This is a genomic window from Enterococcus sp. DIV1315a (assembly GCF_051712325.1).
Taxonomy (GTDB): Bacteria; Bacillota; Bacilli; order Lactobacillales; family Enterococcaceae; genus Enterococcus; species Enterococcus faecalis.
Window position 1 is genome coordinate 1548930 of the sequence record NZ_JBIOOS010000001.1, and the last position, 21107, is coordinate 1570036.

The 21107-nt window shown below is 34.4% G+C and carries 23 protein-coding genes and 2 pseudogenes; 9 read left to right on the forward strand and 16 right to left on the reverse strand.

Translation table 11 applies throughout. The features are described from left to right. Positions 1-81 precede the first annotated feature (81 nt). The 4 genes from larA to larD are packed head-to-tail and all read left to right on the forward strand — an operon-like array spanning position 82 to position 4133. Positions 82-1356 (forward strand): nickel-dependent lactate racemase, encoded by a 1275-nt coding sequence (gene larA, locus IGJ03_RS07445; protein ID WP_024041535.1) that lies wholly within the window; start codon positions 82-84, stop codon positions 1354-1356. Between the two features lie 37 nt (positions 1357-1393). Beyond that, on the forward strand, positions 1394-2137 hold the full coding sequence (gene larB / locus IGJ03_RS07450; RefSeq protein WP_002379543.1) for a nickel pincer cofactor biosynthesis protein LarB: 744 nt from the start codon (positions 1394-1396) through the stop codon (positions 2135-2137). Further along, a complete protein-coding gene (gene larC / locus IGJ03_RS07455; protein ID WP_086317953.1) occupies positions 2134-3408 on the forward strand; it encodes a nickel pincer cofactor biosynthesis protein LarC in 1275 nt (424 codons plus the stop codon). The genes larB and larC overlap by 4 nt, the downstream gene beginning before the upstream one ends. A 14-nt stretch (positions 3409-3422) precedes the next feature. Then, on the forward strand, positions 3423-4133 hold the full coding sequence (larD, locus tag IGJ03_RS07460; protein WP_002357197.1) for a D/L-lactic acid transporter LarD: 711 nt from the start codon (positions 3423-3425) through the stop codon (positions 4131-4133). A 203-nt stretch (positions 4134-4336) separates the two neighbouring features. On the opposite strand, the gene IGJ03_RS07465 is transcribed toward larD, so the two are convergent. The 4 genes from IGJ03_RS07465 to IGJ03_RS07480 are packed head-to-tail and all read right to left on the reverse strand — an operon-like array spanning position 4337 to position 7024. Further along, positions 4337-5206 carry a PTS system mannose/fructose/sorbose family transporter subunit IID gene (locus IGJ03_RS07465; protein ID WP_025190088.1) on the reverse strand — a complete coding sequence of 290 codons (870 nt, stop codon included), beginning with the start codon at positions 5204-5206 and terminating at the stop codon, positions 4337-4339. Continuing rightward, positions 5181-6032 carry a PTS mannose/fructose/sorbose/N-acetylgalactosamine transporter subunit IIC gene (locus IGJ03_RS07470; RefSeq protein WP_002357194.1) on the reverse strand — a complete coding sequence of 284 codons (852 nt, stop codon included), beginning with the start codon at positions 6030-6032 and terminating at the stop codon, positions 5181-5183. The genes IGJ03_RS07465 and IGJ03_RS07470 overlap by 26 nt, the downstream gene beginning before the upstream one ends. A 33-nt stretch (positions 6033-6065) precedes the next feature. Next, positions 6066-6563 (reverse strand): PTS system mannose/fructose/N-acetylgalactosamine-transporter subunit IIB, encoded by a 498-nt coding sequence (locus IGJ03_RS07475; protein WP_002357192.1) that lies wholly within the window; start codon positions 6561-6563, stop codon positions 6066-6068. 14 nt (positions 6564-6577) lie between these two features. Then, a complete protein-coding gene (locus IGJ03_RS07480) occupies positions 6578-7024 on the reverse strand; it encodes a PTS sugar transporter subunit IIA (protein WP_002379545.1) in 447 nt (148 codons plus the stop codon). A 579-nt stretch (positions 7025-7603) separates the two neighbouring features. On the opposite strand from IGJ03_RS07480, the gene IGJ03_RS07485 reads away from it, so the two are divergent. Then, positions 7604-7891 carry a hypothetical protein gene (locus IGJ03_RS07485; RefSeq protein ID WP_002362004.1) on the forward strand — a complete coding sequence of 96 codons (288 nt, stop codon included), beginning with the start codon at positions 7604-7606 and terminating at the stop codon, positions 7889-7891. Between the two features lie 245 nt (positions 7892-8136). Here the strand turns inward: IGJ03_RS07485 and lacB are convergent, their stop codons facing one another. Both lacB and lacA read right to left on the reverse strand, forming a co-directional pair. Beyond that, positions 8137-8652: a galactose-6-phosphate isomerase subunit LacB gene (lacB, locus tag IGJ03_RS07490; protein WP_002374591.1), complete on the reverse strand. Its 516-nt coding sequence runs from the start codon at positions 8650-8652 to the stop codon at positions 8137-8139. Positions 8653-8677: 25 nt separating this feature from the next. Beyond that, complete coding sequence (lacA, locus tag IGJ03_RS07495) at positions 8678-9106, reverse strand: galactose-6-phosphate isomerase subunit LacA (protein ID WP_375804627.1); 429 nt, start codon at positions 9104-9106, stop codon at positions 8678-8680. Between the two features lie 222 nt (positions 9107-9328). On the opposite strand from lacA, the gene IGJ03_RS07500 reads away from it, so the two are divergent. From IGJ03_RS07500 to IGJ03_RS07510, 3 genes are all read left to right on the forward strand, one after another. Next, positions 9329-9823, forward strand: coding sequence for a PTS sugar transporter subunit IIA (locus tag IGJ03_RS07500; RefSeq protein ID WP_002357187.1), 495 nt, complete (start codon positions 9329-9331; stop codon positions 9821-9823). Between the two features lies 1 nt (position 9824). Continuing rightward, a complete protein-coding gene (locus IGJ03_RS07505; protein WP_002357185.1) occupies positions 9825-10127 on the forward strand; it encodes a PTS fructose transporter subunit IIB in 303 nt (100 codons plus the stop codon). Between the two features lie 94 nt (positions 10128-10221). Further along, positions 10222-11625, forward strand: a complete 1404-nt coding sequence (locus IGJ03_RS07510; protein ID WP_002357183.1) for a PTS galactitol transporter subunit IIC — start codon at positions 10222-10224, stop codon at positions 11623-11625. A 40-nt stretch (positions 11626-11665) separates the two neighbouring features. On the opposite strand, the gene IGJ03_RS07515 is transcribed toward IGJ03_RS07510, so the two are convergent. The 7 genes and pseudogenes from IGJ03_RS07515 to yqeK all read right to left on the reverse strand — a co-directional run bounded on the left by IGJ03_RS07515 (position 11666) and on the right by yqeK (position 18071). Beyond that, the gene (locus IGJ03_RS07515; protein WP_002369238.1) at positions 11666-12418 is read right to left on the reverse strand and encodes a DeoR/GlpR family DNA-binding transcription regulator; all 753 of its coding nucleotides are present in this window, start codon (positions 12416-12418) and stop codon (positions 11666-11668) included. A gap of 430 nt (positions 12419-12848) precedes the next feature. Continuing rightward, positions 12849-14639: a C47 family peptidase gene (locus tag IGJ03_RS07520; protein WP_375804626.1), complete on the reverse strand. Its 1791-nt coding sequence runs from the start codon at positions 14637-14639 to the stop codon at positions 12849-12851. A 22-nt stretch (positions 14640-14661) separates the two neighbouring features. Then, positions 14662-15318, reverse strand: a complete 657-nt coding sequence (locus tag IGJ03_RS07525) for a hypothetical protein (protein WP_002374584.1) — start codon at positions 15316-15318, stop codon at positions 14662-14664. Positions 15319-15435: 117 nt separating this feature from the next. Next, positions 15436-16134, reverse strand: coding sequence for a hypothetical protein (locus IGJ03_RS07530; RefSeq protein WP_002374582.1), 699 nt, complete (start codon positions 16132-16134; stop codon positions 15436-15438). Positions 16135-16819: 685 nt separating this feature from the next. Then, positions 16820-17063: pseudogene (locus IGJ03_RS07535) on the reverse strand (hypothetical protein). Positions 17064-17294: 231 nt separating this feature from the next. Beyond that, positions 17295-17402 (reverse strand): annotated as a pseudogene (locus IGJ03_RS07540) (DUF4767 domain-containing protein); the annotation flags it as partial. A gap of 90 nt (positions 17403-17492) precedes the next feature. Next, the gene (gene yqeK, locus IGJ03_RS07545; protein WP_002385850.1) at positions 17493-18071 is read right to left on the reverse strand and encodes a bis(5'-nucleosyl)-tetraphosphatase (symmetrical) YqeK; all 579 of its coding nucleotides are present in this window, start codon (positions 18069-18071) and stop codon (positions 17493-17495) included. A gap of 230 nt (positions 18072-18301) precedes the next feature. On the opposite strand from yqeK, the gene IGJ03_RS07550 reads away from it, so the two are divergent. Then, positions 18302-19207 (forward strand): polysaccharide deacetylase family protein, encoded by a 906-nt coding sequence (locus IGJ03_RS07550; protein ID WP_109537953.1) that lies wholly within the window; start codon positions 18302-18304, stop codon positions 19205-19207. Positions 19208-19328: 121 nt separating this feature from the next. On the opposite strand, the gene rplS is transcribed toward IGJ03_RS07550, so the two are convergent. The 3 genes from rplS to rimM all read right to left on the reverse strand — a co-directional run bounded on the left by rplS (position 19329) and on the right by rimM (position 21074). Next, positions 19329-19676, reverse strand: coding sequence for a 50S ribosomal protein L19 (rplS, locus tag IGJ03_RS07555; protein ID WP_002357176.1), 348 nt, complete (start codon positions 19674-19676; stop codon positions 19329-19331). A gap of 143 nt (positions 19677-19819) precedes the next feature. Then, on the reverse strand, positions 19820-20560 hold the full coding sequence (gene trmD, locus IGJ03_RS07560; RefSeq protein ID WP_002381776.1) for a tRNA (guanosine(37)-N1)-methyltransferase TrmD: 741 nt from the start codon (positions 20558-20560) through the stop codon (positions 19820-19822). After that, positions 20550-21074, reverse strand: a complete 525-nt coding sequence (rimM, locus tag IGJ03_RS07565; protein ID WP_002362017.1) for a ribosome maturation factor RimM — start codon at positions 21072-21074, stop codon at positions 20550-20552. The genes trmD and rimM overlap by 11 nt, the downstream gene beginning before the upstream one ends. Positions 21075-21107 lie beyond the last annotated feature (33 nt).

The window sequence follows — 21107 nt, forward strand, 5'->3', positions numbered from 1 at the left end:
TGTTACCCACAATAAGGACTGTGTGATTTCTAAATTTCATTATACTTAGTCTCGTAAAATATTACTTAGGAGATGATTGCTATGGTAGAAATTAACCTACCTTATGACAAGAAAATGATTACTGCAAGAATTCCCGATAAAAATTTTATTGGGCTTCTCGAATCAAAAGCTGAACATTTTTCAAATCCATATACTGAGAAAGAAACAGTCGAAAAATCGCTGGACAATCCTATTGGAAGCCTTCCATTAGAAGAATTAGCTAAGGGTAAAAAAGACATTGTCCTTATTAGTTCCGATCACACACGTCCCGTTCCTTCCCATATTATCACCCCAATTATTTTGCGTAGAATTCGTTCAGTGAACAAAACAGCTAGAATCCGGATTTTAGTTGCTACAGGCTTTCATCGCCCCTCTACACGAGAAGAACTGATTAATAAATATGGTAAAGAGATCGTAGAGAATGAAGAAATCGTTATGCATATCTCTACTGATGATTCCTCAATGGTCAAAATCGGTCAACTACCTTCAGGGGGCGATTGTATCATTAATCGCATTGCAGCAGAAGCAGATTTACTGCTGGCCGAAGGATTTATTGAATCACACTTTTTTGCAGGATTTTCTGGTGGACGTAAATCTGTTTTACCTGGAATTGCTTCTTATAAAACCATCATGGCTAACCATTCTGGAGAATTTATTGATTCCTCCAACTCACGGACAGGAAATTTAACGGATAATCCGATTCATAATGACATGGTCTACGCTGCCGCTAAAGCGAATCTAGCTTTTATTGTTAATGTTGTTTTAGATGGTGACAAAAAAATTATTGGTTCCTTTGCAGGCGATATGGTTGAAGCGCATAAAGTTGGTTGTAACTTTGTAAAAGAAATTGCCCGTGTCAAAAAAATACCTTGCGACATTGCGGTTTCAACGAATGGCGGATTTCCACTTGATCAAAACATTTATCAAGCAGTTAAAGGGATGACCGCTGCAGAAGCAACCAATAAAGACGGCGGTGTCATTATTATGGTCGCTGGATGTCGTGATGGTCACGGTGGTGAAGGTTTTTATGAAAATATTGCCAATGTTAAAAATCCAAACGAATTTTTAGAAGCAGCCATCCATACACCACGATTAGAAACCGTGCCAGATCAATGGACTTCGCAAATTTTAGCGCGAATTTTAGTTCATCATCATATAATTTTTGTTTCAGATCTTGTTGATCCTGAGCTTATCACTTCGATGCATATGGAAATAGCAAAAACGTTTGATGAAGCATTAGAGCGAGCATTTGAAAGAGAAGGTCTAAATGCAAAAGTGACTGTGATTCGAGATGGCTTGTCTGTCATTGTAGAATAATGATCCTTGAGAAATCAGGAATAAGGAGCGTTGTATTATGCAACCGAAAGAAATTTTAGGAGCTTTTAAAGAGGGAAAATTATCTTTAGAAGAAGCAACAAACAAATTAAATGGCTTTTGCGAATTAGACTTTGCAAAAATTGATACGCAGCGCAAAGAAAGAACTGGGTATCCAGAAGTCGTTTATGGGGAAGGGAAAACAATTGAGCAACTCATCAAAATTATCAATAGCTTAAGAAAAGAAAACAATACAATCTTAGTTACTCGCGTTTCACAACAAAAAGCCCAGCCTTTAGAGTCGAACTTTCCTCATGGAACCTACTATGAACTTGCACGTTGTTTCGTTATCAACCAAATGGAGACTACAACAAAAAACTATATTGCGATAGTTACTGCTGGAACGTCAGACATGTCCGTTGCTGAAGAAGCAGCAATCACTGCAGAAACTTTCGGGAATCAAATAAAACGTATCTATGATGTAGGCGTTTCTGGCATTCATCGTTTGTTCGCTCACCTAGATGAGATTCAACAGGCTTCGGTGGTTATTGTGATTGCAGGCATGGAAGGCGCACTGGTGTCCGTGTTAGGCGGACTAGTTAGCGTGCCAGTGATTGCCGTCCCTACTAGCATAGGCTACGGCAGCAATTTCCAAGGACTGACTGCTCTTTTAGGAATGCTAAATAGTTGTTCCTCTGGCGTTAGTGTAGTCAACATAGATAACGGGTTTGGTGCCGCTTATAATGCAAGTATGATTAATCAAATAAAGGAGTCTTCACTATGAAAAGCTTATTTTTAGAACCATTTTCTGGTCTTAGTGGTGATATGTTAAATGGATTGTTGCTTGACTTAGGCGGGGATTTAAACAAACTGTTAATCGAATTAAAAAAACTTCCCATCGATGGGTTCACCATTCAAGCCCAACGAATTGCTAAAAGTTGTATTTACGGAACAGATTTCGATGTTCTCCTACAACATGGAAAAAAGGATTACGGTATAAAACACAGTCTCTCTCCTCACCACGAAAATGAACATCATGAAACGAAAGAACATGCACATCATCATAGCCATTCTAGAAATTTAAAAGATATTTATACATTAATTGAAAAAAGCGACTTGTCCAATTTTGTAAAAAAACATAGTAAAAATGTTTTCTATGACATTGCAAAAGCTGAAGCTGCTGTGCATCAACAAACAATTGACACTATTCATTTTCATGAAGTAGGAGCAATTGATTCAATTGTTGACATCGTTGGCTTTTTTATCCTATGGGAACAGTTAGAGATTGAACAAGTCTATTCAACGCCAATTACAGATGGAAGTGGTACTATCACAATTGCCCATGGAGTCATGCCAATACCAGTTCCTGCGGTGATGGAATTACGTAAAGAAACGAATTTAATCATTCAACAAGACTTTGAGATAAAAACTGAACTTGTCACACCGACTGGCTTAGCTATTTTTAAAGAACTTAGTCCTCTATTTGTCGCACCAGAACAACGATTAATTGAAAAAATAGGTTACGGATTTGGCAAACGGGAAACAGGCAAGTTCAATGCCCTCAGAGGATCAATCTTTACTGAAACACATAGTAAAAAAAAGAGGACAGAACACCATGACCAAGTCTTAAAAATTGAAACAAATATAGACAATCAAACACCTGAACAGTTAGGTTACGTAATGGATCTATTATTGGAACATGGTGCTCTAGATGTTTTTTTCACGCCCATTCATATGAAAAAAAACCGAAGTGCCATTCTATTAACGGTTTTAACAACAACAGAAGAAAAAGAATATTTTACAGAACTACTCTTTAAACATACTTCTACAATTGGTGTACGTTTTCAAACAATGGAACGTAGTGTGATGGACCGTTCTTTCAAAATCTTGGAAACACCTTTTGGTAAGGTCCATATTAAAAAAAATCATTATCATGGCCTATTGAAAGAGTCTATTGAATACCAAGATTGTGAACGAATTGCTAAACAATATAATTTTACAATTGAGGAAGTCTATCGCCTCGTCCAAACATTAAATAATAAAACTATTGATTAAAGGAGCTTTATCTTATGTTTCATCATATCTTATCAGAATTTATGGGAACTGCATTAATGATCGTATTTGGGGTAGGTGTTCACTGCGACGATGTCCTAAAACGAACAAAATACGCTGGTTCTGGTCACATGTTTGCAATCACTACTTGGGCTTTTGGAATCTCTGTTGTTCTGTTCGTCTTTGGCGGAGTCTGTATTAATCCAGCAATGGCCCTCGCTCAAGCTATTTTAGGAATGATTCCATGGTCTTACTTCATTCCCTATGTCATCGCTGAAATGTTAGGCGGCATTTGTGGCGCCGTCATTGTTTATATTATGTATGCTGATCATTTCAAGCTATCCGCCGATAGTGTCGATCCAATCGCTATTCGTAATATTTTTTCTACAAATCCGAACCAACGAAATTTACCAAGAAACTATTTTGTTGAAACTTTTGCAACATTCATTTTTTTAACATCTATTTTAGCAATTGCACATTCCTACGAAACACAACTACCCATTGCTGTTGGTTTGCTTGTTTGGGCAATCGGCATGGGGCTAGGTGGTACTACAGGATTCGCAATGAATCAAGCACGTGATTTAGGTCCTCGTATCGCCTATCAACTTTTACCAATCAAAAATAAAACCAATAATGATTGGCAATATGGTTTGATTGTTCCCGGAACTGCACCGTTTTTAGGAGCCATTTTCGCGACACTTTTCGTAAAATTTTTCCTAAAATTCTAATAAACCAACTAAATTTCTAAAACAAAAAAATATATAAAATAGAAGCTAGTCTCTAAATTTCTTCTATTTTATATATTTTTATTTTAATCACAAGATTTTTTCTGTGTCTTAGAGAGTAAGAATTTAATTTATTAGCTTTTTCGTCATCGATTTTCTGCAAAAGTCAGTTTGCTCTAACAGCTAGAGTCCTTTTTGGTGATTGTTCAGTAAGTTAATCCTGGATTGAAAACACCTAATAAAACGCCAACGAGAGAAATAACAACTAAAATAAGCATCGTCCAAATAGCGGAAACATGTTTTTTTGACATTAACCACCAACAAAACAAGGTAACAAGTATCGTTAATAGTCCTGGATAAATACTGTCAATTTTATCTTGCAGTTTAAGGAAAACTTTTCCGTCAGCACCTATTAATTTAAAAGAAGTAGTCACATTTACCCAAGATGCAAGGACCCCACCGACAACCATACTACCAATAACTCCGATAGCAACTCTAACGGCGGCTCCTTCTTTCCCAACTAAGAAACTTACTGCTTTATCACCAAAATGATAGCCTCTAAAATACAAAAAGCGTTGGCCAAAATAGGAAATTAACGTCCAAACAATAATATAAAATATGGCACCAATTGGCGAACCGCCCGTGGACATTCCTAAGGAAATTCCTAACAAGATAGGAATCAAGGTACCATCAACTAATGAATCACCAATCCCTGCAATTGGCCCCATTAATCCTGCCCTCATATCATTAATGGTTTCTCCATCAATTTCATTCTTACTTGCTCTAGCCTCTTCCATACTAGCAGTCACACCAACAATGACCGTTCCAAGCATTGGATTTGTGTTAAAAAAAGCTGTATATGCTTGAATGGCTTTCACTTGGTCTTCATGTTTTGGATAAAGTTTTTTGATAATAGGAAGCATTGAAGAAAGATAGCCGAACGTTTGCATATGCTGTTGTGAAAAACAAGTTAACGCTCCCCAAAACCATAAATGAAAAGAATGCTTTAACGTTTTTTGATCTAATTTATTTGCTTTCAACTCTTCCATCTCATATGTCCTCCTCTTCATCATCATTCGTCAGACTTCCTGTTGAATCAACCAGTTTAGTATTGTTTTTAATCAAAGCAATTTTATAAAAAATTACAGCAAAAAGAAGCGCAATAATCGTTATTGAGACTAAATTGAGTTTTAATGAAGCAGCTAATGTGAACCCTACAAAAAAAGGTACAAAATCAATGTTCTTATTAACAATTTGACGTAACAAAATTGCAATTCCCACACACGGAAGCATGCCACCTACAGTAAAAAGCGTTTTCATTGCAAGACCATCCATAGGTAATGCATCTCTCATTGCTGTAACAGCCGTAGCCCCAAAATAGGTTAAAATCACGGTTGGCAAAAAGGAAAAAAGTAGATGAGAAATCCACGGCCAACCAAAATTAATGGCATATAAATGATCAAGCTTGCCTTTTTTTATATCTTTCCAACCAAACGATTGCCAAACTAAATTTAACGCAGCAACAGAATAAAATAATACCGTTCCGATCGTTCCAACTAATGTGCCGACCGATTTAGCCAGGTCGGCTGCAGAGCCGCCAAGTGGATCTAACCCTTTGGTCGAAATCGCCACCATCGCCAAAGGAATCCCGATATATGAAATTGCCCGCACGTCAGCAGACACTGTGCCTCCAGGTGTGACTAAAGCAATGTAAACTAATTGCATCGCTACGCCACAAGCGATTCCTAATTTTAAATCTCCTAAAATAATGCCACAAACTAATCCGCCGACTAAAGGACGCCCAATCGTATAATTTCCCACCGCTTGTCCAGCCATACAAGAATTTGAACACAGACAAGCAAATAGGCCTAAAATAGCCGCTTGTATCCAGTTGATTGTCATAATACTACTCTCCTCTTTTCAAAACTTCTAGAATCAGTAACCAAATTTAGCTTTAAAATGCGCCCAAGAACCAATTCGTTGATCAGGTAACAAGGCAAAATCCACTTTGTAACCAGCCTTTTCAATTTCTTCAAAAGCCGCTGCTTCTTCTGCTGTAAAGGATTGGTTATCCCCTAATTTAATTGTCCCTTCGCGGTCATTTCCCGGTCCAACATTAATCATTTTTACTTCACTTGGAACAAAATGCCAATCCACCAAAATTTTTTTCATATCCAAAGGGCTCTTTGTAATCAAAAAGTATTTTGACTTAGACGCTAATACTTTATCCTTTACATCAAAAAAATGCGCCATTGTCCAAATAAAGGTTTTTTTATCTTGTGCAGCTGCTTTATAAGCTTCCTTTAAAATAGGGTTACTTGCTGCTTTGTCATTCACAGCTATAATGCCATCACAAGGCATTTCTTTAGTCCAACGTAAAGTAATTAAGCCATGAATCATTCGATCATCGATTCGAACAAAAGAAATTGACATGTTCATCTTCTCCTTTAGATATCCTCTTCAGTTATATCGTTTTCAGTTACATCGTCTTCAGTTACAGTTAACTCTCTAATGCCATGACAAGCATCTGCTACTATCATTTTTTTCAAATCAGATAATTCACTAGTTTCTTTCATTAGAAGCGCATTTAAAGCCATTGGAAAATTTACTCCTCCAACAATCAGAGAATTTTCTAGCATTTTTTGCTTATCTAATACTTTACAAATAGTAGCAAGTGGACTCCCGCCTACAATATCAGCCAAAACGATTAGCCTCGTTTCCTGCGGTAATTTTTCAACTTCATAAAGAAACCGCTTACCAAAATTATCGGTAGATTCACCAGGTTGTAAGCCAAACACTCTGACTGTCTCTATCTCATCGCTAGCAAACATCCCTAATGAATTTTTTAACCCTCTAGCAAAATCGCCATGACTGACCAGAACTAAATAAGTCATTTCCTCTCTCCTTTCTTAACATTTCCACTTCAAAATTTTTTAAATCACCTCTTTTTAAGAGTCCATAATACAACTTTTATAAAATGAAAATATTTGCTTCGTTCGCCTCACACTCCTTTGATAGCATGAATGTTTAACAACAGTACCTTTCTAAAATTAAAGTCATTCACTAAAAAGTTCTAATGAATTTGGCTGTTGTAGCTTGGTGACAAGGAACAATGACTTTCTTTATCCATAAAAACATTTAGTTGATTACGCTTAAAAAAATAAATAATATAGCAATTCCCAAAAAAGTTGCTTTTGAATAGTCCCTTTTCTAAATTTATTGATTCATTTTTTCAACTATTAGGTTAGCAAAGTCCCAACACACATTCCACCCACAATAGGTGTACATAGTTGTACATTATTCGGAGTTAATCAACTCATTTAAGCTATGGTAAAATAACTATATATCACTCCAATTTTCTAATTATATAGGTCATTCCAGGTCATGCTCTTTTGGATACAACAAAATGAACTTATATCGAATCTATGGTTTTATGCTCTTAATAAATTAAAAAGTAAAGTAGGGATATTTGTATGTCAGCAAAAGAAAAAACGATGAAATATGGATTGGTAGGCTTCTTTTTGGGGATATTGTTATTAGCTCATCTAAATTTATTAGCTGAAAATCTTAGTTATCTTCTCTTAGGATTATTACTTTTACTTGTTGCATATCTAATCTTGGTAAAAAAATTTTATTTTTTCTCAAACTTGATTCCTAAAAATACTACTGATATAAATTTAGGTAAAAAATATGGTACGGCTTCTGGCATCGGCAGTTTAGTTATCGGGATTATTTTAATAATTCTGGGACTATTTTTATAGAAAAATAATTACTAAAATAAAACAAGCAGCGAAACCATAAAAAGTACACGAGTTCTTTTCTCGTGTACTTTTTATGGTTACCTGTATAGCCTTCAATTTGTTCCTTTGTTACTTCTTTTTCTTAATAATGCTCTTTACAGTGCCACATTAAAACAGCAATAAAAATTAATGAAGGGGAATTTAACTCAAATACCAATGATTATTATTTAAGACCGCTTTCTCAAATAACCCTCATTGATTACGTACTAATCGTGATAGACTCCTCGTTGCCATTTATCTAAAAATTCATCGAAAAAGTGCGCATCTTGTTGTTCTGGATGTTGTTTTTCAACTTGATTAATTTTTTCAATTAGTTGTTCGTTGTCTTCTGTTGGATGATAGTGTGCTTCAATAAAGGCCGCAGCGATATCACAGATCAAGAATTCTCCTGTTATTTTCCCACCGAAACCAATAACATTTGCGTTCAATTCCTCTTTCGCATACAACGCTGTAGTCATATCGCGAACTAAAGCAGAACGGATACCCGGCACTTTGTTAACCGCATTGTTAATTCCAACGCCTGTTCCGCAAATACATATACCCAAATCAGCCTGATTGCTCATTACGGCTTCTCCCACTTTTTTTCCGAAAATAGGATAGTGAGTTCGAGTAAAATCATACGTGCCTACATCTAAAATTTCATATCCCTTTGCTTTCAAAAAATCAGAAACTGCTATTTTGGTATCCGTCACAATATGATCACAACCAATGGCAATTTTCATAAAAACGCTTCCTTTCTATTATTTGTTAAGCCATTTTATTTAACATATCTACACGTATTTGATGACGCCCGCCTGCATAATGACCTGTTAAGAATTCTTTTATTATGTTTTTGGCTAGTTCCGTTCCAACAATTTTTGCGCCCATCGTGATCATCCGAGCATTGTTGTGTTCTCGCGCCATATATGCAGAACGCTCATCTGACAACTCAGCGACAATCATTCCTTTAATTTTAGCAGCAGTCATAAAACTACCTGCCCCATAACCATCAAAAACGATTCCTAAACTTTCAGTATCCTTTAAAACTTCATGAGCAACAGCAAGCGTTGCTTCTATAAAGTCTTCCGAAGCACTTTCACTTTTATCGATTACCTCAACTTTTTCTTGCAATAAGTATTGTTTCATTTCTGCTTTTAATTTTATTCCATCTAAATCTGAACCAAGTATGACACGCATTTTGTTTTCCTCCTTACCTCGTGTATCTACTATTAAAATTCTGTCCCTTTCTTTAAACTCAAATCCCCTTCTCGAAAACATAATAAAACAATATCGAACTTTATTCAACATTTATTTTCTTTTTTGTTTATTGTTGTTTAATATTGTGTTGACATCTTTTTGAAAGCGTTTTATATTATACTTGTAAATAAATAATAATATATTAAAGAAACGAGGGGTTCTATGGTTATTAAAACATCGATTTTTTCATTAGATACTACCTATATTTCAAACAAAAAAACACAAGAAGAAGTTTTTGAAGAAGTTTATTTAGACTTGTTAAAAAAGAAATTAGTTACACCTGATTTTCTAACTAATTTATTGGAACGAGAACACAACTATCCGACTGGTTTAAGTTTAACACCGATTGATCCTGCACTACCGAATATCGCCATTCCGCATACCGAAAGTACCTTTGTACGCACGACAAGAATTATCCCGATTAAATTGAAACAATCCTTATCATTTCATAACATGATTATCCCAGATGAAACGCTCTCTGTTTCCTTTCTTTTCATGATTTTAAATGAAAACGGTATTGAACAAACGGGTCTTTTAGCGACTATCATGGATTTTATTAACACGACAGACCGTTCATCACTATTGGCTTTTTTTCAATGTGAAGATAAAGAAGAAGTTTATCGTTTTTTACAAAAAAATTTTAAAGGAGAGATTTAACATGATTAAAATTTTAGCTGCATGTGGGGCTGGGGTAAACTCTAGCCATCAAATCAAATCTGCATTAGAAACAGAATTATCTAAAAGAGGCTACCAAGTTTCTTGCGATGCCGTAATGATTAAAGATATCAATCAAGAGATGCTATCCCACTATGATATTTTCGCCCAAATCGCCAAAACAGATTTGGGTTTCCCAATCACGATTCCTGTAGTTGATGCAGGCGCAATTCTTTATCGAATTCCAGCAATGGCTGAACCTGTTTATCAACAAATGGAAAGTATCATTCACTCTTTAAACAAATGATTTCCTTTTCAGACTAATTACTTACGCTTCACTGTCAACAATAACAAAACTAAGATAAAAATTTTGTTATCTTAGCTTATGAAGGAGAAAATAAATGAATACGATTATTGACCTAGCAAATACAATTTTTAAACCTTTAATTGATTTAGGTGCTGCTCCTTTAATGACTATTGTTTTAACACTGATTGCCCTTTGTTTTAAGGTAAAACCCACTCGCGCATTAGAAGGTGGTCTTAAACTAGGAATTGCTTTAACTGGTATCAGTGCTATTATAGGAATTTTAACTACTGCTTTCTCAGATGCAATGGCCTCTTTCGTAGAACGTACAGGAATTTCTTTAAATATTACAGATGTTGGTTGGGCACCTTTAGCCACCATCACTTGGGGATCTCCTTACACGCTTTACTTTCTTTTAATTATGGTGATTGTCAATGTCATTATGTTAATTCTAAATAAAACAAACACATTAGATGTGGATATTTTCGACATTTGGCATCTATCGATTGTTGGTTTATTTGCTATTTTTTGTGGCGCAAACTTAATAATTGCAACAATCTTAGTTATTTTCATAGGTGTTTTAAAAATTATCAATTCTGACTTAATGAAACCAACGTTTAACGATTTACTTAACGCCCCAGATACCAATCCTATGACTACCACACATATGAACTATATGATGAACCCAATCATTATGGTTTTTGATAAAATTTTTGATAAGCTTTTTCCTTGGTTAGACAAATACGATTTTGACGCTGCCAAATTGAATAGTAAAATTGGCTTTTGGGGATCAAAATTTGCCATTGGGATTTACTTAGGGATTTTTGTGGGTCTTTTAGCTGGCCAAACACCCACGCAAATTTTTTCTCTATCCTTTACGGCTGCAGTCTGTTTGGAACTATTCTCTTTAATTGGAACTTGGTTTATCGCTGCAGTTGAGCCTTTATCACAAGGGATCACTGATTTTGCTTCGAATAAATTAAAAGGGCGTACACTTAATATTGGTTTAGATTGGCCTTTCTTAGCTGGTCGTGCTGAAATCTGGGCAGCAGCTAACGTATTGGCTCCAATTATGCTATTAGAAGCCATTGTCCTACCTGGCAATAAACTTTTACCACTTGGCGGAATTATTGCAATGGGTGTAACCCCTGCTCTACTAGTAGTAACAAGAGGTAAACTCATCCGAATGATTATCATTGGAGCAATCGAATTACCTTTGTTCTTATGGTCTGGTACCCTAATTGCACCGTTCGTTACCGAAACCGCAAAAAAAGTTGGCGCTTTCCCAGCGGGTCTAAATAATAATACTTTAATTTCACATACTACCATGGAAGGGCCAATGGAAAAATTCTTAGGATACTTAGTCGGCAATGCATCACAAGGTCAACTCGAATTTATTTTATACGCATGTCTGGCGCTAGTCGCCTATCTACTGATTTTCATTTGGTATGCAAAACAAATGAAGAAGCGAAATATTATTTATGCTCAAAAAGCTCAATAAGGGAAACTAAAAAGAAGAGGTGCATCTGCACCTCTTCTTTTTAGTAGATCACCCTGACAACTTTTTCCAATACTTTAGATGTGTCAAATTTATCTTTATTTGTAACTACCGCTGTCACTTCTTCTAATTGATAAAAAGAATAAAAATCCTGTTTCTCTACTTTAGAAGTATCCATTAACAAATATTTTTCTATTGAGTTATCTAATGCAATTGCTTGTGTTTGTCCTTCTTCAATAGTCGCTGTCATAATTTTATTATCTTTTAACGCATTGCAACTAAAAAATGCTTTATGAAAATGCATTTCTTCTAATGCTTTATTAGCGATTTCACCAAAAAAAGATTTAGTTAAAAGTCGCATTTCTCCACCAACCAAATAAATGGTCAACGCATTCTTTTTTTTACTTAACGTTTCAAACACAGGCAAACAGTTTGTTACTACTCTTAAATGTTTAAATTCCATTGCCTCGGCCAAAAGTTCAATAGTTGTTCCTGGTCCTAGGAAGATAGTTTCTTCTTCGTGAATTAAACTTAATGCTTTTTGGACAATTTCTTTTTTTTCAACACTATTAATAATTTGTTTATCAGCATGAGACAATTCATGTGGACGATATGTATTTAAACTGCTAGCTCCTCCATGTACTCGTTTTAAACGCCCCGCTGCTTCTAATTCTGTCAAATCTCTACGAACAGTCATATCCGAAACATTTAATCGTTCCATAATTTCAGTAACTTTGATTGCCCCTTTTTGATCTACTAGAGAGACTATCGCATTTAATCTTTCTTCTTTTAGCATTTTCATCGCTCCATTGTTAGTATATCTTTTATTCTACGATAAAATACTTACTATGAATACTAAAACATTTCTCCATTTATTTTAACATGAACGACGATTCGTAAAAAAATGACAATTTAGCCTATCTTTATATAAACAGATATCACTCCAACGATTGATTTAGATCTATTTGAGCCTAGTCAAATAGAGATCTAGCATAAAAATTTCCCATAATTATTTTTACAGGAATATTCTCTTTTTTCGCCTGTATAGCCATTTCTTTGATGTGAATCGGATAAGAAACTCGATTTCCCATTGAAAAAGCACCTCCTAGTTAAATTCATTTTACCGTAAATTCAACAAGAGGTGCTTTTTTATTTTGTCTTAGTTTATTGGGTCAGTTCCATACCATGCTGGTACTTTTTTGTAAATTTATTTTCTAAAATAAATATCATTTAAAATTTAATCCTTTTTTATCTACCCAGCCCCTTAAGTCTGGACTATACACATACGAACCTGCATCCTGCGTGATGTGAATATATTGACTAGCATGATTATTGACATTACTTAAGTTATTGAATCCTTTTTTCCCCCAAGGCAAAGTGTCTATTGATTTTCCATTGTTCAAAACAGTTAAATGATTTTCTGTATTTTTAATAGTCCATTTTGTATTAGTAACAGTATTGCTGTTCTTTATATCATCTACTTGACTTTGTGTGCTTACACTAAACGCTTTCTTATCTATCCAACCTAAATCTGGCACGAAGTAATATGAACCATTACGAGCAATTATGGTTACAGACTGATTTATATGGTCTTTTGTGTATCCTATGTGCTGAATACCTGATTGCCATGGAATATAATCAATAGAAAAGCCTGAATTAACGATTTTTGTAGGAATACTCATTGAAATTACTTCTGTCAATGCACTTTTTTCAACCCATCCTTTTAATTCATTACAATACAAATTTGTTCCAGTTTCTTGAGTAGCCGTTACGACCCATCCAGCAAATTTTCCAGAAGAATTAATGTATTCTGATCCAATACGTCCTGTTGGTAAAGTTTTAATTGTTCCAGACTGGTTATTAACCATCATTGTTTTACTTACCTCAGTAACCGTCACTGGATTTTCAGAAACTTTTAAGGGTTCTTTACGTAAATTAATTCCCGAGAATGCCCAATTATATACGTACGAATTTAAATTCCAATGACTAATATCTTGTTGATTCGTTAACATTACTTTATTCCACCAAGGATTCCAAAAATAATAATATGATTCAGCTGAAGGGTTACTTGGAACGATGTACCCCATCAACACAATTGCATGCCCTTTATAATCCGAGCCTTCGTATGTGGGTTTTAAAGAAACATAAATTGGTGCATTTTTATCGATTTGTTCCTTCACACCATTTCTATCTAAAGGTTTTATAGCCATGTCTAATGTATAACCATATTCTCTTTGCATCACCTTAATGACTTCTGACATAGTTCCTCCAGTGACATAATCAGTATTCAGTAGTTGCTCTTCTGTAGCATTAGGATATTCTTTTTTTAATAAATCTTTTGCATTAGAAATTTCATTTCCTTCCACAGTGTTCATCATTGCTGTCAGAGCATACCGTGTACACCAGGGAGCATATGTTTGAGTTTCAGTAATCATCCAGTTTGGTATAACTTTTCTAGTGTACTCTGGTACAATATCATCTGGTACAGAGCGCTTCTGTCTAGTAGATTCTTTTGCTGTTTGCATAATATTTACTGAATGATCATTGTAAGCTTGTTTTTCAATAACTAGTTGTTGTGTGTCATTATCTACTTTCAATGAAAAACATGAACCTTCTGATGTAGTTGTCAAATTATTTAATTGCTCTACAAATTGACTTGATATTGTTATTGACGGTTTGCTATTTATCATTGAAATCTCTAAAAGATTTGCAATAGTTCCTGTTTGTTTGTTAATAATAGGAAAGAACGCATCTTCATAGATTACTTCATTTGTAAGCAAAAATGGCTGTCCTAAATAGAATTCATCTACATTCAAAGAATCTGTGTTTTCCATTATTGACAAATTTTCGAAATAAAATTTCCAATTTTTTTGTGCTTGCGCTGTCAGTTCTTGATTCACTGCCTCTGTTTGAATGTACAAAGAAGAAGTATTAGATTCTGCTGCAAATGCTGGAATTCCTACTAACATACTCAATACAAATAAAATCATACCACCAAAAATTTTTTTTGCTCTCAATTAAATTCACTCCTTGAAATGTTTAATTTAGTGTAATAGATCCAATGTATGAATAATCTTTTTGGGGATTCCCATTTGTTGAAAAATCAGTTACACGTAAATTATTCACATTACTATTCACATTAATTGTGGTTGGCGTTATATATTTGGAATTCCAAATACTAGCCATCATAAAGTTTTTGTTCACTTGACCATCTCCTTCAACGTATACATATCCATATGCAACTGTAAGTAAATAAGGCTCCATCCAATCGAATTTATCTGGTTTAAAGCACAAAAGAACGGGATTTAAACTGTCAATTTGTTGTTTAATATTGTCATATTTAATTGTAGTCTCATCATTCCATTGCATAGTAACTCCCAAAGATTCTGCATATCTCATGCAATCTTTTATAGACGCTGAAGAATTTTCTAGTTCTTTATCCCTTCTTGTAGGATAGACATATTTTAAAATAGATTTAGCAGTAATATCTGTTCGCTTCGTTTTGTAATTAAGAACCTTCGCAAAAGCATGCTCAGTTCCTTGCAAATCGTCATATTTTTCAAGAGAATTGAATCCTTCTAAGCTCTTCATTTGAGGTGCTGAAGCAGCAAAAACTTGGCTTCCACAGCCCAAAAATAAAGTTAGTGAAACAATTAACATATATAATTTAAAGAAAGAAACTTTTTTCTTTTTCAAAGATTAACACTCCTCATCTTCATTGATTTGTTACTTACCAATATTTTTGCAAAAATACCTGCAATATTAAGAATACTCTCTTAAAATATTGCAGGAAAAAATCTTTTAAAATTCTGGTTAACCTTTATATTCACTTTGAGACCATACATCATATACAGCCGTAAATTTATTCACTTCAAGAACAATCCCTGAATAATTATTTTTATATTCAGTGTTTCTAGCCATATTTTGGAAATACAATGCTGTTAAACCAGAAACACCAGCCATAATACCAACAAAAGGCGCTAATGGTCCTGAAGAAAATATTCCTACTATTCCCCCTATACCAGCTCCTGCTGTTAATACATCAGCAGCATCATACATATTTTTTATAGAGGTTTTTGCAGTGTTATGATCTTGCCAACTACGATAGTAATTCCATCCTTCTTGAAAATCATTTTTATTATAAGGGTTTGTATTGTAAGTAGTGAACTTATTCTCTTTAAACTTAGTCTGATCGATTGACTCTATAGCAATATTGTAAAATGTTTCTTTAGTGTAATTTAAATCTAATTGCTGATTAAGTTTATCAAAATCAAAACTATAAACAATGTTTCTTACATCATCTTTGTTGTAAACATAATGACCATCTTCAATCTGTAAAACCGAAGTAATCTGATCTTGCATTGCTAAAAATTCTCTTGTAGCTACTTCTTCCTCTTTGCTTTGCTCAACCATATTCATTTCTTCATTACTTGCTGCCATAGCCACACTTGGCACACCAATCCCACCCATTAAACTAATTGCAACAATAGAACACAAAAAAAACTTTTTCATATTAACTCTCCTCTATAAAATATTTTTTGTAAGCCTTTACATTATTGTACACCTGTATTAGAATTGTGTAAACAACAAATATTAGGAGGATAATCATGAATCTGATATCATACAAAAACTATTTAATTTATACGGTTATTCTAATTTTCACATTATTATTTTTCTTCATCAAATTTGGTTATTCCAGAGCCTGGGAACAACCTATCCTAATTTTAGTACTTATAGGTTGGCTTTTGTTTTCAATTTTGTACGAAATTAAAAAGAAAAAGTATTCTAAATCAAAATCGTTGAGTAATTTGATAGTATCTTTTGTGTTCTTGTTACAAATATATCAAGTTAATAGTGTAGTTTCTAAGTTAGTTTTAACATTATTCTTCAGTGTCTGTTTATTTTTAACATTCTATGAATACATAAAATACAAACAAAACAAATAGTTATTTTAAAAGTATTCTGGTCTCTAAAATTTTGACCGTCAACGAAGTATCCTGTGTTTTCTATTTTTTTAATCTCTTTTAATAAAATAATTATTTGTTAAATCATTAAATGGTATAGAATGGTTATATGAAGCAAAAATCACTTCTTTACAAATTTATCTCTTTGGCCAGTCGTCTGAAAACGGCTGGCTATTTATCTGGTAAATAAAATAAAAACAATCAGTGGTCGATTGCTTTTTTTGTGCATAATTTTAGTGTAATTCCTTGTAAGATAGATACAGCAAATAATTTGTTTTTTCTATGAATTGATAAAGAGCTAGTTTTACTGAAGTTCCCAAATCCATCACCTTGTTTATTCTACTTTCTATCTCTTCCTTGTTATAAGTAAAAAAAAATATCTTCCCATACCAACGCTATTACTAATTCTTCTTCATGAAAACTTATAAAATAGGTACATCTATAAGAATTTCCTCTTTCATGAGCATAAATTTGCATACAAACCTTTTCCTTCCCTTTTTATTGATGGACATCAACCACTATTTTTTTCATCCTACTGGTACATCATAAGTTGCAATTACATAGGAAAATATTTATTCTGAACACAAATTTTTCAAAACTATTGAATTCAACAAGTACATCAATACAAACCAAAGAGGTCAAAACGTTTAAGTTTTTGACCCCTTTATTTTTAGTTGAATAATACACAACTAGCTTTTGTCTTATTCAAGTTGCTGTCGGCTTGCTTGATTTGCTTGCAGTGCTATCACCACTTTTGTTGGAAGAACATCCTGATAAAATACTCAATAAAAGACCTATCAAGATTATTTTTTTCATTGGGAATCCCTTCTTTCTGACAAGAATACTGTACTACTTTTCCACTTTTCTCACCAGCAAAACTCGACTAAAAACGACTATGTTTATTTGTTATTTAATTATCAAATTAAGTTGATTGTAAGCATCCCATAACCAAGGATGCACGACTTTAATATCGTGTTTCAAAATATAATCGATATAGAAATATGCGGCATTTTCTAAAGAACAATTTAAAGCTTGTAATAAACCATCTAAGTATGGTGGCTTCCCTTCTTGATCCCACTTTATTTTATCAGCGACAAACAAAACTAAATCTATGTCCGAATAGTTTTTCTTCAATGTTGTATGGCATTCAATAGCTGATAAAATTTCATTGTCTTCAATACCAAAATCCATTTTCGCAATAGACTTAGAAATTTTTTGATGAATTATCATTGGAAAGGCCATTTCTGCTTCGTTTAATTCAATCCCATATTTTTGTGCGACACTAATTCTCTGATTATTTGGATAAATCGCAGAGATATCGTGTAAATATCCTGCAATACTTACTTTTTCTGGACTAGTTAAATATTTTTCACCAAGTTGATAGGCATACTCTCCAACTTCCATACAATGATAATACGTCTTCTCACAGTTTTTACTCACTAAATATTGTTTAATTTCATTTTTCAACACCTGTTGATGATCCATTTCCACAGCCCTTTCTCATTTCTCATTACGATTACTCTTCTAGATAAATAAAGTATACTCCTTTCATCCTCTAGCAACCTTTTATTTTTTATTAAATAAACAACTAACTAAATTGAAAAAATTGAAACTTTTTGGTCCTCAAATTCGTCTATAACTAATAGGACGTTCAATTTTGTATAACGTGGAGGTGTATTTTTTAACTTTTTCATTAACCAAAGAGGAGTGAAAGTATGCGACATAAGAAAAGAAAATTCAAAATAAACGGGTATGTATTATTTAGTGCGTTAATCCTCATTGTTCTTGTTTTCATTCAAACGTTCCTATTAACTCAACCCAAGATAACAAGTAAAAATGATGATACTACGCAGACATCGACTAAAAATTCAACTGCAAAAAAAGATTCCCCGACCAAGTTAGAAAAGGAATCAACACACATGACTATTTCATCAAAAAAATATGCTTACTCAGCAGACAAAATCAGAAAATATATAACTGGAGAAGAACCTTACAAAGGTGAAAAATTAGTATTCTTAACCTTTGATGATGGCGTTAATAATCAAATAACCCCACAAGTCCTAGATGCATTAAAAAAGTATAACGTCCACGCAACTTTTTTTCTTGTAGGAAATACCCTAACTTCCGAAAATCAAAACATAGTGAAACGCGAAGTTGCAGAAGGACATTCAATAGGCTTTCATAGTTCAACTCATGATTATGCAACGTTATATCCAAACGGGATTGTCAACACTGAAGAAATACAAGCGGAAATAGCAACCATGAAAAACTCTCTTAAAAAAATATTGGGCGAAACATTTCAAACAACTCTCTGGCGATACCCAGGAGGTCATATGTCATGGGGAGGTACAGAAAAATCTGATGAATTATTCAAACAACTTGGCATCCATTGGATTGACTGGAATGCGATGGTTGGGGATGCGGAGCCGTTAGACAGACAGCCTACTACAGTCGCAGAAATGCTCGCTTTCCATCAACATTCACTTGAGGTTTATCCGGATTATAATATTAGAGTAGTCTTAATGCATGATTCAGTAGATAAGGAATTAACAAAACAAGCATTGCCACAATTAATAGAGTTTTATCAAGCAAATGGTTATCAATTTGGCGTGTTATATTAAAGCAACTCGGAGCACTAAAGGAAGCATTTCTGGTCTTAGCCAATGTTGATTTTTTGTTTAATTACACACAAAAACACCCTCTTGCTGAGCAAGAGGGTGTTCGTTTGTCGAATAGTAAAGATTAACGACGGATTTCTTTGATACGAGCTGCTTTTCCGTGTAATGCGCGTAAGTAGTAAAGTTTTGCACGACGTACTTTACCGTAGCGAACCACTTCAATTTGAGCAACACGTGGTGTGTGTAATGGGAATGTACGTTCCACACCAACACCATTTGAAACTTTACGTACTGTGTAAGTTTCGCTGATTCCAGCACCACGGCGTTTAATTACAACACCTTCGAATAACTGGATACGTTCACGAGTACCTTCGACTACTTTCGCATGAACGCGAACAGTGTCACCAGGGCGGAACGCAGGAATATCCGTACGTAATTGTTCTTGTGTTAATTCTTGAATTAATGGATTCATTTTATCCTTCTCCTTATTCCCAAATATTCTTATGGTCACTTCTGCCACAGCGGAATATTGTAATAGTTAGAGCGCATTGCACTCACCAAATTAGTTTACCACAGACAAAATAAGCTGTAAAGAGAATTTTCTTGAAAGTTCCCTTATTTTTGCTCTTCTTGTTTAATTTCCTCTAATAACTTCAACATTTCAGGCGTCATTTCTACTGATTCCAACATGTCAGGTCGACGTAAAAAGGTCCGTCGTAATGATTCTTTTAGTTGCCATTCTGCAATTAATTTATGGTTACCATTCGTTAGCACGGCAGGGACTTCCATATCGTTGAAAATAGCAGGTCTGGTATATTGTGGATGCTCTAATAAGCCAGTGGAATGTGAATCCGTTTGTGCAGAAAGATTGTTACCTAAGACATCAGGTAATAAACGGACTGTCGCATCAATCATGACCATTGCGCCTAATTCGCCCCCTGTTAAAACGTAATCCCCCAATGAAACTTCATCTGTAACCATCGTGCGAATTCGCTCATCATAGCCTTCATAATGTCCACAAATAAAAACTAAATGTTCTTCTTGTGAAAATTCCTCGGCCATTTTTTGATTAAACGGTTTTCCTGCTGGATCTAATAAGATGACCCGTTTTGGTTGCTGGTTTGTCTCTTCTTCAATTGCTTTTAGGTTATCATAGATCGGTTGTACTTTTAAAAGCATCCCCGCGCCACCGCCATACGGATAATCATCGACCGTTTGGTGTTTGTTATCTGAAAAATCGCGAAAATTAGAGACATTCAATTCTAATAACTGCTTTTCCCGAGCTTTCCCAATAATTGATTCCCCCATTGGTCCTTCAAACATTCTAGGAAAAAGAGTTAATACATCAATTCTCATCGTCAATCAATCCTTCTGGAATGTCCACATCAATCCGTTGATTTTCGACATCGACTTTTGTAACAACGCCTTCAATATACGGTAAAAGTAAATCTTTTTTCTTTGGTCGTTGGACGACCCACACATCATTCGCACCAGGAGATAAAATTTCTTTAATTTTTCCCAGTTCACTACCGGTTTCATCATAAACAGTGGCACCAATGATTTGGTGATAATAAAATTCGTCCTCTGCCAATTCAGCGAGATTGTCTTTTTCAACTTTTAAAATACCGTCACGATATTTTTCAACATCGTTGATATTTGGATGTCCTTCAAAGCTTAAAATGTCAAAATTCTTATGCTTGCGGTGGGACTTCACGACCAATTCAATTGGTGCTTTTTTCTCTTGAAATAGCAGTAACGTTGCCCCTTTTTGATAACGTTCTTCTGGAAAATCCGTTTTCGAAATGACCCGAACTTCCCCTTTGATTCCTTGTGTGTTCACAATTTTTCCTACATTTAAATAATCTGTCACGTGAAAGCCTCTCTTCCTTGTATTTCATCTTTC

Bases quoted from the DNA above. Each gene is read 5' to 3' on its own strand.
- lacA (WP_375804627.1), bottom strand. From the start codon at position 9,106: ATGCGTGTCATACTTGGTTCAGATTTAGATGGAATAAAATTAAAAGCA.
- larC (WP_086317953.1), top strand. From the start codon at position 2,134: ATGAAAAGCTTATTTTTAGAACCATTTTCTGGTCTTAGTGGTGATATG.
- trmD (WP_002381776.1), bottom strand. From the start codon at position 20,560: ATGAGAATTGATGTATTAACTCTTTTTCCTAGAATGTTTGAAGGACCA.
- IGJ03_RS07470 (WP_002357194.1), bottom strand. From the start codon at position 6,032: ATGACAATCAACTGGATACAAGCGGCTATTTTAGGCCTATTTGCTTGT.
- IGJ03_RS07550 (WP_109537953.1), top strand. From the start codon at position 18,302: ATGCGACATAAGAAAAGAAAATTCAAAATAAACGGGTATGTATTATTT.
- IGJ03_RS07475 (WP_002357192.1), bottom strand. From the start codon at position 6,563: ATGTCAATTTCTTTTGTTCGAATCGATGATCGAATGATTCATGGCTTA.
- yqeK (WP_002385850.1), bottom strand. From the start codon at position 18,071: ATGGATCATCAACAGGTGTTGAAAAATGAAATTAAACAATATTTAGTG.
- IGJ03_RS07500 (WP_002357187.1), top strand. From the start codon at position 9,329: ATGGTTATTAAAACATCGATTTTTTCATTAGATACTACCTATATTTCA.
- larD (WP_002357197.1), top strand. From the start codon at position 3,423: ATGTTTCATCATATCTTATCAGAATTTATGGGAACTGCATTAATGATC.
- larA (WP_024041535.1), top strand. From the start codon at position 82: ATGGTAGAAATTAACCTACCTTATGACAAGAAAATGATTACTGCAAGA.
- IGJ03_RS07530 (WP_002374582.1), bottom strand. From the start codon at position 16,134: ATGAAAAAGTTTTTTTTGTGTTCTATTGTTGCAATTAGTTTAATGGGT.
- IGJ03_RS07505 (WP_002357185.1), top strand. From the start codon at position 9,825: ATGATTAAAATTTTAGCTGCATGTGGGGCTGGGGTAAACTCTAGCCAT.
- IGJ03_RS07510 (WP_002357183.1), top strand. From the start codon at position 10,222: ATGAATACGATTATTGACCTAGCAAATACAATTTTTAAACCTTTAATT.
- IGJ03_RS07465 (WP_025190088.1), bottom strand. From the start codon at position 5,206: ATGATGATGAAGAGGAGGACATATGAGATGGAAGAGTTGAAAGCAAAT.
- larB (WP_002379543.1), top strand. From the start codon at position 1,394: ATGCAACCGAAAGAAATTTTAGGAGCTTTTAAAGAGGGAAAATTATCT.
- rplS (WP_002357176.1), bottom strand. From the start codon at position 19,676: ATGAATCCATTAATTCAAGAATTAACACAAGAACAATTACGTACGGAT.
- IGJ03_RS07480 (WP_002379545.1), bottom strand. From the start codon at position 7,024: ATGACTTATTTAGTTCTGGTCAGTCATGGCGATTTTGCTAGAGGGTTA.
- IGJ03_RS07485 (WP_002362004.1), top strand. From the start codon at position 7,604: ATGTCAGCAAAAGAAAAAACGATGAAATATGGATTGGTAGGCTTCTTT.
- lacB (WP_002374591.1), bottom strand. From the start codon at position 8,652: ATGAAAATTGCCATTGGTTGTGATCATATTGTGACGGATACCAAAATA.
- IGJ03_RS07515 (WP_002369238.1), bottom strand. From the start codon at position 12,418: ATGCTAAAAGAAGAAAGATTAAATGCGATAGTCTCTCTAGTAGATCAA.